We start from the raw sequence: 13,400 nt of genomic DNA, 5'->3' as shown, positions 1-13,400 counted from the left end.
AAGTCGGAGGTGTCGTCGGCTGGTTCAGGCGCGACGCGCGGTCAGCCACTGGGTCGACGGCAGCGGGCGGCCGACGAGGCGCAGCTCGCCGAGCCAGCCGTAGAAGCCGTCGTCCAGGACCGTATCCCACCAGCCCGCGCCGATGATCCAGGGGTTGTTGACGCTCATCGAGCGCGCGCCGGTGGCCGCGTTGGCCACGTTGCGCAGCACCGGGGCGCCGTCGATGTACAGCGTGGTCGTGCGCGTGGACGGGTCGTTGACGATGGCGATGTGGTACCAGGTGCCGCGGATGATCTCGCCCGACCAGGCGGTCTGCGCGTACTGGGCGTTGGACGCCGGCACGACCTCCCATTGGATCTCGCGCAGGTTGGACACCGCGAAGAGGACGCTGGAGGCTTCCGGATCCCCGCCGCGGTAGCCGCCCGGCACGTTGCCGCGACGACCGACCCGTCCCAGCAGGTTGCCCCAGCGGTGCTTGGTGGCATCCCAGTTGTCCGGGATCTTGACGAAGGTCTCGATGGTGTAGCCGTTCCAGAAGCTGCGGTTGTTGACCGAGGCGCCCATCGCCGTGAGGAAGGCGTTCAATCGGCCGACCGTCTTGTCGGTGTTGAGGAAGCGCACGCTGCCCGGCGCGGACGACAGGCGGTGCTTGTCGGTGGACCAGACGACGTCCCCGAGCTGAGCCGCGCCGCTGGGCGCGACGCGGAACATGTGCTGCCCGACGTGCTGGCCGCTGGTGGTGATGTTGGGCATCGCCTCGCCGACCTGCACGATCTGGCCGTCGGCGATGCCGGCCGGCGCCCGCCAGTGGGCGTAGTTGTCGTCGCCGGCGATCAGCGGGAAGTCGGCGGCGTCGACCGGCGGACGCATGACCACGGGTGTCGGCTCCTGGTAGCCGGCCAGCAGGTTCGCGCGCACGCGCGGCAGGATGGCCGTGCCGGTGGTCGACAGCGTCGGTTTCCAGCGCATGAAGCCGGCGAAGCGCTTCTTGAAGTTGATGTTGATGGTGAAGCGCTGGTTCGGGGCCGTCAGCTCGGCGAAGTCGAACTGCGTCAGCGTGGCCGCCGGCTTGGCGATGACCCACGGCGAGAACGACATCACGTCGATCCTGTTGTTGCCCAGGTCCACCTCGCACAGCCGCATCATCGCGTTGCCGCCCTGGTAGTCCATCTGATAGTCGACCACCATCTGGTGGACTTCGTTGCCGAAGTTGTTGAACTTGCGCAGGTAGGCGGCGCCGTGGTGGTGGCCGTTGAGCGTCATGAAGATCTGATCGTTGTCCACGATCAGCTGGTCCCACAGCATGCGGCCGTAGTCGGTCTCGAGCGGGCTGCTGCCGTCGGTCGCGATGTTGAGCAACTGATGATTGGCCACGATCACCGGCAGCGTCGGGTTGCGGCGCAACACGTCGCGCGCCCAGGCGATGCCGGCATTCGAGATGCGCCACGACAGCGACAGCACCATGAACTGCACACCGTGCGCGCTGAAGACGTGGTACTCGTGGAAGGCGGAGCTGTCGCGCTCGCGGAAGGTGCGTTGGCGTGCGGCGCGGCTGGCGGGGAACCACTGCAGGTAGGGCTCCGCCGCGAGATTGCGCTGCGCGTCGGTGCCGGCGTTCTGGTCGGCGGGGACGTGATAGTCGTAATCGGTGATCACGTCATGGTTGCCCGCCAGGATGGAGTAGGGCACCCCGGCGTTCTCCAGCAGCTGCATCGCGGCATCGGCGACACGCCATTGATTCGGCTTGCCCTGCTGGTCGACCACGTCGCCCAGGTGGATGACGAAGGGGATGTTGTAGGTGCTGGCGTTGGTCGCGATCCAGCCCGTCTGCGCGGCGTAGGGCGTGGAGCCGTAGCGATTCTGGAACTGCTGGCCTTCGTCGGTGGTCGCGTAGCGTGAATAGAACTGCGTGTCCGGCAGCACCGCGATGGCGAAGCTGGTGACCGGTCCGGGCGCGGCCTGCGCGCCATCCATCAGGCCGGCGCCGGCGGCCAGCGCGGAGAGTCCGGCGGCGCCGCGAAGCACCGCGCGGCGGTCCGCGAGAAGAGGGGACGGACGGTCGTTGGCGTCCTGGTCGACGGACTGGGGAGTGGGATCGGTCATGGGAGGAGATCGTGCGAAGAGAGCCTGTGCCCGGGAATGCAACAGTCTGTTCATGGCGCAAGACCTGGGAGTGACAGCGCGGCATGGGCAGCATGGTCCCCCTGGCTCGCCGACGTGATACCTTCTTCCGATGAGCACGAATTTTTCCGAAGAAGAACCGACCATCATTCAGGAGCCGCGGCTGTGGCGTGACGAGCGCTGGACGGCGCGGGTGATCAAGAACGAGGACGACGACGGCTGGGCCGTGGCCATGACCCTGGCCGGCGAGACCGAACCCGCGCTGGTGGGCCCCTGGACGATGGGGCGGGACAAGAAGAACCCCAAGCCGCTGGACGCCCCGGCCTTCCACACGCTGGTGAAGACGGCCTCCGAGGTGCTGCGCCGTCACGAGCAGCAGTTGCATGCGCAGCTGCACAAGAGCCTCAAATTGGACACGCCCGCTGGGCGCCTCCAGGTCCTGCTGGACATCGTGCCCGACGACGACAACCCGTATGCGTTGCTGACCGCCCGGGACGAGGCGGGCGAGCAGATCGCGCAGGTGCGTGTCGCGGCCGGTTTCCGGCTCAACGAGGCGAGCGCCGCCGCGTGGGTCGAGAACGAGTTCCAGAGGCCGCGGTCATGAGGTCCGGCGAGCCCGCGTTCGCGCGCCACCGCCCCAGGTTCCGATGAAGACGCCCCCGCGACTCCAGCCCCTGCTCGAGGAAGGCCTGATCGACACGGTGGTGCGTCAGCTGATGAGCGGCAAGGAAGCGCTGGTCTACGTCGTGCGGTGCGGCGACGAGACACGCTGCGCCAAGGTCTACAAGGAGGCCACGCAGCGCAGCTTCAGGCAGGCGGTGGACTACACCGAGAACCGCAAGACCAAGAACAGCCGGCAGGCACGGGCCATGGCCAAGGGCACGAAGTTCGGCCGGCAGGCGCAGGAGGCCGCCTGGCAGAGCGCCGAGGTCGATGCGTTGTATCGCCTGGCCGCGGCCGGCGTGCGTGTGCCCACGCCGTTCAACTTCATGGACGGGGTGCTGTTGATGGAGCTGGTGGCCGACGAGAACGGTGACGCGGCGCCTCGCCTCAACGACGTGATGTTCACGGCCGAGGAGGCGCGCACGCATCACCAGACCCTGCTGGTCGAGGTGGTTCGCATGCTTTGCGCCGGCGTGGTCCATGGCGATCTGTCCGAGTTCAACATCCTGCTGGCCGGCGATGGTCCGGTGATCATCGACCTGCCGCAGGCCGTCGACGCGGCGGGCAACAACCACGCCAAGCGCATGCTGCTGCGCGACGTGGCCAACCTGCGCGACTTCTTCGGCGGTTTCGCGCCGGATCTGCTCAGCACCGACTACGGGCCCGAGATCTGGGCGTTGTACGAGCGAGGGGCGCTCCAGACGGACACGCCGCTGACCGGCCACTTCAAGAAACCGACCGGGCCGGTCGATCTGGGCGAAGTGATTCGGGAGATCGACAACGCGCGGGATGAGGAATCAGCGAGGCAACTGCGGATGCAGTGAAGCGCCGCCTGACGCCGCCGTGATGGCGAGTCAAAAGCAAAACGCCCGGCCTGAGCCGGGCGTTTTGCTTGGGAGCGAACCGAGGGTCGTCAGTACGCGGATCGCTCCGTCGATACAGCGCAACCGTGGGGGCTCACTGGATCGAGGCGACTTGGCTGCCGTCGACGGAGGCGTCACGGCGGCCGGTGATGTAGACGGTGGGCAGTTGCTCGCGCTTGACGGAGATGACCACCGGGTCCAGCGTGACGATCGAGGCGCGCAGCTCGCGCTGGCCTTGAGCGTGGGCGATGCCGATCACCAGGGCCATCGAGGCCAGCACGCCGAAGACGACAGCCTTGGCGGTGGTGTGGGTGGCGGAAGCGAGGGCAAGGCGGCTGGTGGTGTTCATGTCGATCTCCTGAAGGGGTGGGCTGTGTCGATGGATGGAGTGTCGTCATCGACCCGGGGCCTCTCCAGCGCCGGGCGACGAAGCAGCGGCGCGACGGTGTGAGGTGCGTCAATGGCGGATGAGCCGTGGCGCCTCCAGGGGATGTCCAAATGAAAAGCGCCGACCGGGCGAGCCCCGTCGGCGCTTGCGGCCCGGTCGGGCCAGGAGCGCAGAACCCGTTCAGCCCGCCGCCAGCGCCTGAGCCTCCAGTTGCGCCTTCAGCCCTTCGGGCAGTCGCAACTGCCGGGCCAGTTCGTCGAGGTAGGCGCGCTCCATGAAGCTGGTCTCGTCGACCATCAGCAGGCTGGCGAGGTACATCTCGGCCGCGATTTCCGGGGTCGCGGCGGCCTTCGCGACGGCGGCCGGATCGAGCGGTCGGCGCAACTCTTCCTCATGCCAGCGATGCAGGGTGGCATCGCCTTCCAGGCGGCCCAGTTCCTGCTCGATCAACTCCCGCTCGCGATCGTCCAGGTGGCCGTCGGCCTTGGCCGCCGCGATCATCGCCAGCAGCACGGCACGGCTGTGCTGCTCGGCCTCGGCCTGCGGGACGCGGTCGAGGGTGCGCGGTTCCGCGGTCAAGGCGGCCGGCGCCGACGATGGCGTCGTCGATCCGGGCGCAGGCTGTCGGCCTTGCGCCTGCTGCTGTGCCTGCCAGGCGGTGTAAGCCTTGTAGGCCATCAGGCCCAGCGCGGCGATGCTGCCGTACTTCAGCGCCTTGCCCCCGTAGCTCCGGCCGCGCTTGCTGCCCAGCAGGGCGCCCAGGACGCCCGCCGCGCCCGCGCCGGCTCCGATCTTCCCGAGGCCGCCGAGATTGCCCAGCCCGCCGAGCGTGCCGCCCAAGCCGCCCAGGCCCCCTTTGCCCGTCGAGCCGGCGCGGCCCTCCAGCAGGTCCCGGCCGGACCTCAACAGTTGATCCAGAAGTCCGTGTGCGCTCATTGCTAGCCCCTTTCTAGGCGGTGGGAGATGCCGTCAGTTGAGGGCATCGTGCGGGATCCCCAGTGCGTTCGGTCCGCGCTGGGGGCTCGGCTCGACCGTCTTGCGCCGCGTCAGGCGCGGTGCTAGCGAAGTGACGGGCCGGCGACGGCGACGCGACATCCTGGCTGAAGTGGCAACTGGCGCGAGGCGGCGGGACGCCGCCGATCGTTCCCGTCAGCTCAAGGACTGGTACGTCGAGGTGGGGACGCAGCACCCCTCGTGGAACGACCTGTCATTGATGGTCAATGGTCGATTGACGACACCGAGCGTCCATCCGCGGCCGAGGAGCCCGCGTGGCGGGGCAGGGCATGGGGCGCTGGGCGTGGCCGTATTGGAAGACCCGTCAATGTGAAGGGCTGGCGCCAACCGATGGGGATCGTTGAGGCCGGGTGATAGGCTAAGGGCGCCTGGCGCCTGCGCGGGCCTGGGAATTCCGCAGACCCGGCGCGGGTCAACGCAGCTCGGCGCGGGCGCGTTGCATCGCGTGCGTTCTCAAAGGGAAAGACAATAATGCGACTCTTGATCCCCCTCGGCCTTCTCCTCGCCGCCGCCGGTGTCCAGGCGCAAGTCTGGAAGTGCGAGGTGAATGGAAAGACGGTGTATTCGGACCGCAAATGCGAAGCCAAGGGCGAGGCCCTGAATCCCGCCGCATTGCAGGCCAACTCGCTCGACGCGTCCGCTGATCGGGCGGCCATCGCCCGGTCGAAGGACGAGGCCGCCGCCGCTGCGGCGCAGTCGCAGATGGAAAGAATGCAGCAGGCCGGCGCCGGCCCCGCGGCATCCCAGAACGTCTGCCCGACGGACCGCGACATCGCCGGCATGGAGACCCGCGCCAGCTCGATCAGCCTGAGCCGCGAGGCGAAGTCCTTCATGCAGGACGAGATCCGCCGCGCGCGGCAGTGCCAGAAGGGGCAGGGCCGTTACACCGCCGCCGACTGGAAGATCAGCCGTGACGCGCAGGATGCGCAGAGCAGCCTGAGCGGCGGGGCGGATGCGCGCCGTCGCGCGGAATCGATGCACAGCGCCGCCGACCCCTCGGAAGGGGACCGGATCTCGCGCAGCGCGGATCGTCGGGAGTCGCGCGCCGCGTACTGCGCGGACCTGCGCGCGCGTGGCCGGGAGTGCCCGGCGGAACGCTGAGCTGTCGCCGTGCTTCGATCCACCGATCGGCCAGCGCGGCGCTCAATCGAAGGGGAAGCTCCCCTCGGCCGCCAGGGCGCTCAGCGGCAGGCGTGAGTTCGGCTGCTCTCGCGCCTTCAGCGCGTCGGGCAGCACCGACGGATCGCCACGCCGGCCCAGCGCGATCACCACTTGCGGCGAGTAGTCCTCGGGGATGGCCAGCGCCGCGCGGGCGCGCTCGCGGTCGAAGCCGCCGATGCTGTGGGCGTGCCAGCCCGCGATCGACGCCTGCAGCGCCAGGAAGGCCCAGGCAGCGCCGCTGTCGAAGGCATGCGTGTGATTCGGCTCCAGCACGGACTTGCCCGGCGGCAGCCAGCGCTGCTGAGACACCACCAGCACCAGCGCCGACGCGCGATGCGCCCAGCTCTGGTTGGTGCTGCTGAGCGTCTCGAACAGCGGTGTCCATGCCGGCGTGCCGGCCAGCGCATACACGAAGCGCCACGGCTGCGCGTTGTAGCCCGACGGCGCCCAGCGCGCCGCCTCCAGGAAGCTGTGCAAGGTGGGGCTGTCCAGCGGCTCGCCGGTGAAGGCGCGTGGCGACCAGCGGGTCAGGAACTGCGGATCGATCGGGTGATGGGCTTCTCGCTCGGACATGGGGCGGTTCTCCTTGGATGCGGCGAGGATGGCACGCGGTGTGCCTTGGGCGCCAAGCACAAGCGCGCATAAGCACATGCGGTCCGGCGGGCAAGCGGCCCCGGCCGCCGCATGGCGCGTCTGCCGGGAGGCCGTGGCGGTGTGGGCGCCTCAACCTGGGAACGGCCGGCGTCCGGGCCGCCGGGCAGGTCCATCGCTGCCTCGCGTCCTACGCGCGCCTGCGCTCCGGGCTGACGTCGTCGCCGGGCGCGCGGACCTAGGCTAGTCGCATGGGACTTCACCGACTCATCGGGCGTCTGGCGATGACGCCCTTTTCCAAGGCCTTGCCCGCGATGGGCGACACCGAACGGGCGGCGCTCGAAGCCGGCACGGTGGGCTTCGAGGGGCAGCTTTTCGCCGGCCAGCCCGACTTCGACGCGTTGATCGCACGGGGGCCCAATCGCCTCACCGACGAGGAGCGCCATTTCCTCGACCACGAGGTGAACACGCTCATCGGCATGCTCGACGACCACGCCATCGACAAGGCCGGCGACCTGCCGCCGGAGGTGTGGCGCTACCTGCGCGAGCAGCGCTTCTTCGGAATGATCATCCCCAAGGAACATGGCGGCCTGGGCTTCGGCCATTACGCGCATGCCGAGGTGGTGACCCGCATCGCCACCGTCAACACCGCCTGCGCGGTGACGGTGATGGTGCCCAACTCGCTGGGCCCGGCCGAACTGCTGCTGCGCTACGGCACGCCGGCCCAGCAGCAACACTACCTGCCGCGCCTGGCCGACGGCCGCGAGTTGCCGTGCTTCGGTCTCACCTCGCCGCATGCCGGCTCGGATGCCGCTGCCATCCCCGACCGCGGCGTGCTCACCGAGCGCGACATCGACGGCCGCAGGGTGCGTGGATTCAGCGTGCGTTTCGACAAGCGCTACATCACGCTCGCGCCGGTGGCGAGCGTGGTGGGCCTGGCCTTCCAGGCGGTGGATCCGTCGCGGCCCGCCGGCCAGCAGGAGCTGGGCATCACCTGCGCGCTGCTGCCCGTGCCCACGCCCGGCATGGAGATCGGGCACCGCCACCGTCCGATGGACTCTGCCTTCATGAACGGCCCGATCCGCGGGGACGACGTCTTCGTGCCCATGGACTGGGTGATCGGCGGCGAGGAGCGGGTCGGTCAGGGCTGGCGCATGCTGATGGAGTGCCTGGCCGCCGGCCGCGCGATTTCGCTGCCGGCGATGGGCGCTGCGATGCAGCAGACGGCGCTGTTCGTGGTCAACGGCTATGGCCAGGTGCGCGAGCAGTTCGGCCTGCCCATCGGACGCTTCCACGCCATCGCGGGCATCACCGCGCAGATGGCCGCGCGGCTCTACGCCACCGACGCCGCCCGGCGCTACACCGCCGCGGCGCTGGACGCCGGCGAGCGTCCCAGCGTCGCCAGCGCCATCCTCAAGGTGCAGCTCACCGAGGCGGGCCGCCGCGCGGTCAACGACGGCATGGACGTGCTGGGAGGGAAGGGCATCATCGCCGGGCCGCGCAACCTGTTGGGCGTGGCGTACCGCCATGCGCCGATCGCCATCACGGTGGAAGGCGCCAACCTGCTGTCGCGGGCACTGATCATCTTCGGCCAGGGCGCGACGCGCTGCCACCCCTTCGTGCTGGAGGAAATGGGGGCGGTGCAGGCGCAGGACCCCGAGCGACTCGGCCGCGCGCTCGTCGGCCACGTCGGTCATGTGATGCGCAACCTCTGGCGCAGTCTGGCGCATGCGCCGGTGCGCGGGCACCCGCCGGCCGACCTGCGCGCCGAGGCTCGGCTCCTCACCTCGCTGTCGGCCCGCTATGCGCTCACCGCCGACCTCGCGATGGGTCTGCTCGGCGGCAAGCTCAAGCGCATGGAGTTGCTGTCGGCACGCCTGGGCGATGCGCTCGCCGCGCTTTACCTCGCCGCCGCTTGCGTGTGGCGCTATGAGGTCGAGAAGGATCCGACGATGCTCCCGGTGGCGCGCGCGGCGATCCGCCTTCAACTGCACGAGGCCGCGACGCTGCTGCGCGACCTCTACGCCAATCTGCCGTCGCGCTTCCTGCGCGCGATGGCGCCGATGCTCTTGCACGGCACAGGCCACCTCGCTCCGCTGCGCGATCGCGAGGCCCTCGCGCTGGCCGACGCGCTACGCACGCAGCCGGCGCTGATGCGGTGGCTGTGTCCCGACGTCTCGCGCCCGAAGCGCGGTGGGCTGCTCGATCTGATGCTGGCGCTCGAGGCCGCCCGCGCGCTGGGCGACGAGGTCCCGGAGCTCAACAAGGCGCTGCGCCGTGCGGGCTCGCTGGAGGAGGTGGCGCGTGGCTCGCGCAACCCAGAGGCGGCGCTGGCGTACCTGCGGGCGGCGGAGCAGGTGATCGGGGTCGACGAGGAGTAGCGCCGCGCCGACACGCGACTGCGCCAGGTGCGTGGCCTGCGCCCGCCCACGATTTTCGAAGCCGGGCCTCAAGCCGGCGCCGTAGACGCCGATATGGCGAAGATGGACATCACCAACTCACCCAGCGTCGCCTCGGCGGTCAGCAGTGCCTCCAACGGAGCGCCTGGCACGGTCGGCAATGCCGCCAGCTTGCTGGTGCTCCGCAAGGCCATGGACGTCCAGGAAGCCGGCGCGATCGCGCTGCTCGCGGCCTTGCCGCAGCCGCCCGCCCTGGCCACTGAAGGCAGTCTCGGGCGGAACATCAACACCTACGCCTGACGCGGGTGCTTCGGCATTCGCGGCGAGTCGCGGGAATTGATCGACCCGGACACCGGGGGGCTCGGATGGCGTTCCTGGCGCAGGGCCGTTGAGCAGGAGCCCAACTTCTTGAGGCAGAGAAATGTCCAGCAGCAGAATGCTTCAGTTGAAGCCTCGATTCGGGCCGAGGCGGTCTACTGGCGCGCGACACGCTGGCCCGGAGCCCTACTTGATGTGGCTGAAGGGCGAGGCGTCGATTGCAGACGCGCGATCATTGTCGATCTGGACATCGACTTCCCTGGAACGTCGCGTCTATTCGGACTCCTCTTGACGGCTGACGAGATCTTCATCGAGTTCGAGATTGAGACGGATCCTTCGCACGCCCACGTCGAAGGGATTGCAGAGTGGAAGGACGTCACCGGCAAGCAGAACCTGTCGCGGCACAACCGAGGCACAGGGTGGGGAAAGGGTGCCCTCGCGCTCCAGGTGCTGCACCAGCTGAACACTCCTCCTGAGGCGACCTGCCAGTGCAAGAGCCTGGATTGATCGCTCGCTGCTGGTCGCTTGTGAACAGGGCCTCTCCACCCCCTTTAGCTTGCCCCTCTTTGGGTCGCCTTTCTCCTAGGTCACCTTCCTGAAGCGGAACTCGCAACCTGCAAATGCGCGTAGTCGCGTCCTGCATCTTCTGTGGACTTGATCGCTGGCCGGAGACGTCCAGCGAAGTAGGGCCCGCGGAAGACGGTGTGGCGACACAGTTGCAAGCTTGCGTCCTTGCGCGAAGAGGGCCGCAAATGAGTTCCTCGCGATTGACGTTGGAAGAATCACCAGATCGAAGAATGGGCAACAGGGATGGATGGGAATCAGCCAGAGAGGGATGAGACGTTCGCGATGTTCACGTCGCCCGACGACTACGCTTATCACATTGGCCAAGTGGCGAGCCTCGGATCGAAGGGCCTGATGGTGGTGCGAAGGAATCTCTCGATCAAGACGCCTTACAAGATCGAGGTCGTGCCTTGGGACCGGGTCTCGCATGCGCGGTACGACGCCAGGTTGGCACCCCTGAAAATCGCCATGGGGATCGCGACGCTGCTCCTGCTGGCCGGCATCCTCTACTACCTGATCCACTACTGGAACGATCTGGAGCCGAGGACCACGATTCAGATCGGCCTCCTGTCCCTGGCGGTCGGTTATGGACTGCGATGGGCGTTCATGTCCCGACGCCACCGATTCACCTTCCATCTGCGAGACGGCTCACGGTTGCGATGGACGTCCCGGTCCGGGGACTTCAAGTACAAGACCGGCGCCGTCCATCGAGGCGTGGAACGGCTGACCGAGCTGCAGTTGCTCCGCGCCTCGCCGTAGGGGCGTCGATTGGTCGCGAATCCGAGACCTCCTGGAGCACATCGCGATGACCGCTTTCGCGAATGTCGCATGAGGCTCTTTCCGTGCAGCAAGTATGAAGACTAGGCCGAGCTGACTCGTTCGGGCCGACTTGAGCTGCTTGAAAACGGAAGGCGGGCTCCGTTCCTGGACCTGAGCCTGTGGCCGCTATGTGGCGGAAGGGAAAAGGCCCAGTCATGCAGAATGTTCGTCATCCCTTCGACCAGGAGTCGAGATGTTTGATCTCTACGAGCTTGCCGGATATGTCGCCATCGTGCTCGGCCTTTTCCTGATACCAGGCCCCGCCGTTCTGCTTGTTTTCAGCAGAACCGTAGAAGGTGGACGGCAGGCCGGAATCGCGACCGGACTTGGCGTTGCCGCCGGCGACTTCATTCACACCGTTTTCGCCGCGGTTGGCTTGTCTGCGCTCCTCATGACATCGGCATTCGCGTTCAGCGTGGTGAAGTACGTGGGTGCGGCGTACCTGATCTACCTCGGCGTGCGAGCGTTCATGGAGAAACCCACAGATCCTTCGCTCCCCAAGACGACGTCCGTCGCACCTGGTCGCGCATTCCTGGAGGCCATTCCGGCCGAAGTTCTGAACCCGAAGACCGCGCTGTTCTTTCTCGCCTTCCTCCCCCAATTCGTACATCCCGAGAAAGGATCGAGCCTCGTGCAGTTCATGGTGTTGGGGCTGATCTTCGTCATCCTTAGCTCCGTCTACACCACTCTGTTGGCTCTATCGGTCAAGCCACTTGGACGGATGCTCAAGAGCCTGAGCAGGTTCAGTCGGTGGCAAGGGAAGGTGATCGGCGTGATCTTCATTTCATTGGGATTGAAGGTGGCTTCACAGCAGCGCTAGCGGGCAACTTGTACATGCAAGCAGCGAATAGTGGGTTGACGAGCCAGCCGTTCAGCCATGACCGTACCGACGGCAGGTCCAGCGTTGCAAACCATTCCCGCTCCACCGAGGCGAACTGGCGGACGAAGGGCACGACAGCCAGATCCGTGGCGCAAGGGGTGGCGCCGCCCAGCAAGGGCGCGTTGCGAAGCCGTGCCTCCAGCGGCCGCAGAAGCACATCCAGCGCCCTGTCGCGGTGTTCGTCTGGGGCGAGGGTCTCATTCGCGTAGCGCTGGGGGTACTTCCAGCGGTCCAGGTGATGTTTGAAGTTACCGTCATTTCGCTGGACCAGGTCGAGGTTCTCAGGAGACTGCGCCCGCGCCCACCAGCCCTGCGTATCGGGTACCGCCAGTGCCCAGCGCATGATGTCCCAACTCTCCTCGATCACGCTGCCATCGGGCAACTGCAGTACCGGCACCGTCGCCTTGGGAGACAAGGCCAGCAAGCTTGCTGGCTTGTCGCGCAAGCTGACCTCCACCGCTTCGAAGACTCGCCCGGCTTGCAGTAGCGCCATCCGTGCACGCATGGCGTAGGGGCAGCGGCGAAAGGTGTAGAGCCGCGGCAACTGTGGAATTGCGGGGGAGAGTGGGGTGTGCGGTGTCGGTTTCGGTGTCGATGCTTGCATGGCTAAGGTCTTTGCAGTGACTGCAGGCGGCTCAATGAACCCACAGCACCTCGAATTGCTGTCGGATCGAAGCGACCTGTATCGACACCTGATCACCTTCGAATTTCCCCAGCACGGCCCTGCCCAACGGGGCTTCACTGCTGATGACCTGAATGAACTGAGCGCCGCTCGCCAACTTCATGCTGCCCCCATCCGGGCCGAGAAAAAGCTGTTGCTGCTTGTCGTCGGAATCGACCAGGCAGACCAGCGCGCCGAGCTTTATGCCCACCCTGGCATCGTAAGAAAGCGGGCGGAATTGGCGCCAATCGGCCATCGCCTGACGGATGGCTTCTGCGCGACGAGCTTGGCCGGTAGCCAGGTAGGCGGCTTCGAGACCCAAGGTGTCGTACTTGTTCTCGGCGATGCATTCTTCGTGAGTCGCCGTTTCATGCGCCGCGCGTGCTGCTCGTTCAGTTTGCAGCAGGTCTTCGGCGAGCCGGTCCAGCACCTGCTGCTGCAGCAAGAATTTATCCATGATCAAAGGTGGGAATCGAATATGCGGGGGCGCCTTGATTGTGAAGGAGTCGGGTGGCTTGGATGGCTGTGTTGCAGCGGAAGCGGACCCTGGTAGGTCAGAATGCGTCAACCCGCCAACGCCCAAGTCTCATGTTGGAACTCACCCTAGGTGCTGAATTCGACGCCAACCTCCGCCGTCTATTGGTTGACGCTGTCCGGAAGCTTGGTGGCACAGTCGGAGCGAGTAGTTGGTCCGTGGCAGGTTCCCAGGAGATGGAAGTCTTTGAGCTCCGTTTCCCGAGCGGGACAGTTGCTGCCACAGAAGAGACTTTCATGGGCCTCGTGCTGAGGGGCAATACCGAGTTGGTAACTGCCATTGCCATGAAGGTGAGAGAGTTGGCCTAGGTCATGGCATGAATCGACCCGGGTCCAGTAGACACCTTCGAGCCTCAAACTGAGGCCCAATCGGAGGTGCCATGCAAAGCAAGCAACCCTACCCAGAAGAATTCAAGATCGAGGC

14 protein-coding genes are annotated in these 13,400 nt (G+C 66.9%); 8 read left to right on the top strand and 6 right to left on the bottom strand.

Annotation, left to right across the window (positions count from 1 at the left end; translation table 11 throughout):
• Positions 1 to 24 precede the first annotated feature (24 nt).
• Positions 25 to 2,103, bottom strand: coding sequence for a LamG-like jellyroll fold domain-containing protein (locus CDN99_RS24085; RefSeq protein ID WP_088387588.1), 2,079 nt, complete (start codon positions 2,101 to 2,103; stop codon positions 25 to 27).
• A 130-nt stretch (positions 2,104 to 2,233) separates the two neighbouring features.
• On the opposite strand from CDN99_RS24085, the gene CDN99_RS24080 reads away from it, so the two are divergent.
• Together CDN99_RS24080 and CDN99_RS24075 are read left to right on the top strand one after the other, a co-directional pair.
• Positions 2,234 to 2,725 carry a hypothetical protein gene (locus tag CDN99_RS24080; protein WP_088387586.1) on the top strand — a complete coding sequence of 164 codons (492 nt, stop codon included), beginning with the start codon at positions 2,234 to 2,236 and terminating at the stop codon, positions 2,723 to 2,725.
• Between the two features lie 43 nt (positions 2,726 to 2,768).
• Positions 2,769 to 3,608: a PA4780 family RIO1-like protein kinase gene (locus CDN99_RS24075; protein WP_088387584.1), complete on the top strand. Its 840-nt coding sequence runs from the start codon at positions 2,769 to 2,771 to the stop codon at positions 3,606 to 3,608.
• Positions 3,609 to 3,741: 133 nt separating this feature from the next.
• Here CDN99_RS24075 and CDN99_RS24070 read toward each other — a convergent pair whose 3' ends face one another.
• Together CDN99_RS24070 and CDN99_RS24065 are read right to left on the bottom strand one after the other, a co-directional pair.
• Positions 3,742 to 3,996, bottom strand: coding sequence for a hypothetical protein (locus tag CDN99_RS24070; protein WP_088385345.1), 255 nt, complete (start codon positions 3,994 to 3,996; stop codon positions 3,742 to 3,744).
• Between the two features lie 219 nt (positions 3,997 to 4,215).
• Positions 4,216 to 4,971, bottom strand: a complete 756-nt coding sequence (locus tag CDN99_RS24065) for a tellurite resistance TerB family protein (RefSeq protein ID WP_088387582.1) — start codon at positions 4,969 to 4,971, stop codon at positions 4,216 to 4,218.
• A gap of 549 nt (positions 4,972 to 5,520) precedes the next feature.
• Here CDN99_RS24065 and CDN99_RS24060 point away from each other — a divergent pair.
• Positions 5,521 to 6,150, top strand: a complete 630-nt coding sequence (locus tag CDN99_RS24060) for a DUF4124 domain-containing protein (RefSeq protein ID WP_088387580.1) — start codon at positions 5,521 to 5,523, stop codon at positions 6,148 to 6,150.
• A 42-nt stretch (positions 6,151 to 6,192) separates the two neighbouring features.
• On the opposite strand, the gene CDN99_RS24055 is transcribed toward CDN99_RS24060, so the two are convergent.
• Entirely contained in the window at positions 6,193 to 6,783 is a 591-nt protein-coding gene (locus tag CDN99_RS24055) for a nitroreductase family protein (protein ID WP_088387578.1), read from the bottom strand.
• A gap of 269 nt (positions 6,784 to 7,052) precedes the next feature.
• Here CDN99_RS24055 and CDN99_RS24050 point away from each other — a divergent pair, with 269 nt between their 5' ends.
• From CDN99_RS24050 to CDN99_RS24030, 5 genes are all read left to right on the top strand, one after another.
• A complete protein-coding gene (locus CDN99_RS24050; RefSeq protein WP_088387576.1) occupies positions 7,053 to 9,182 on the top strand; it encodes an acyl-CoA dehydrogenase in 2,130 nt (709 codons plus the stop codon).
• 102 nt (positions 9,183 to 9,284) lie between these two features.
• Positions 9,285 to 9,500, top strand: coding sequence for a putative motility protein (locus CDN99_RS24045; protein WP_088387784.1), 216 nt, complete (start codon positions 9,285 to 9,287; stop codon positions 9,498 to 9,500).
• A gap of 108 nt (positions 9,501 to 9,608) precedes the next feature.
• Positions 9,609 to 10,025, top strand: coding sequence for a hypothetical protein (locus CDN99_RS24040; protein WP_141100960.1), 417 nt, complete (start codon positions 9,609 to 9,611; stop codon positions 10,023 to 10,025).
• Positions 10,026 to 10,367: 342 nt separating this feature from the next.
• Positions 10,368 to 10,841 (top strand): hypothetical protein, encoded by a 474-nt coding sequence (locus CDN99_RS24035; RefSeq protein WP_088387572.1) that lies wholly within the window; start codon positions 10,368 to 10,370, stop codon positions 10,839 to 10,841.
• 253 nt (positions 10,842 to 11,094) lie between these two features.
• Positions 11,095 to 11,721, top strand: coding sequence for a LysE family translocator (locus CDN99_RS24030; RefSeq protein ID WP_088387570.1), 627 nt, complete (start codon positions 11,095 to 11,097; stop codon positions 11,719 to 11,721).
• Here CDN99_RS24030 and CDN99_RS24025 read toward each other — a convergent pair.
• On the bottom strand, positions 11,681 to 12,385 hold the full coding sequence (locus CDN99_RS24025; protein ID WP_088387568.1) for a glutathione S-transferase: 705 nt from the start codon (positions 12,383 to 12,385) through the stop codon (positions 11,681 to 11,683). The genes CDN99_RS24030 and CDN99_RS24025 overlap by 41 nt on opposite strands.
• 31 nt (positions 12,386 to 12,416) lie before the next feature.
• Positions 12,417 to 12,899 carry a GreA/GreB family elongation factor gene (locus CDN99_RS24020; protein ID WP_088387782.1) on the bottom strand — a complete coding sequence of 161 codons (483 nt, stop codon included), beginning with the start codon at positions 12,897 to 12,899 and terminating at the stop codon, positions 12,417 to 12,419.
• Between the last annotated feature and the right edge of the window lie 501 nt (positions 12,900 to 13,400).

Origin of the sequence: Roseateles aquatilis, from assembly GCF_002205645.1 — a bacterium.
Lineage (GTDB): Bacteria > Pseudomonadota > Gammaproteobacteria > Burkholderiales > Burkholderiaceae_C > Roseateles > Roseateles aquatilis.
The sequence above is the reverse complement of the archived record's forward strand: the minus strand, read 5'-3'. Positions and strand labels throughout refer to the sequence as shown.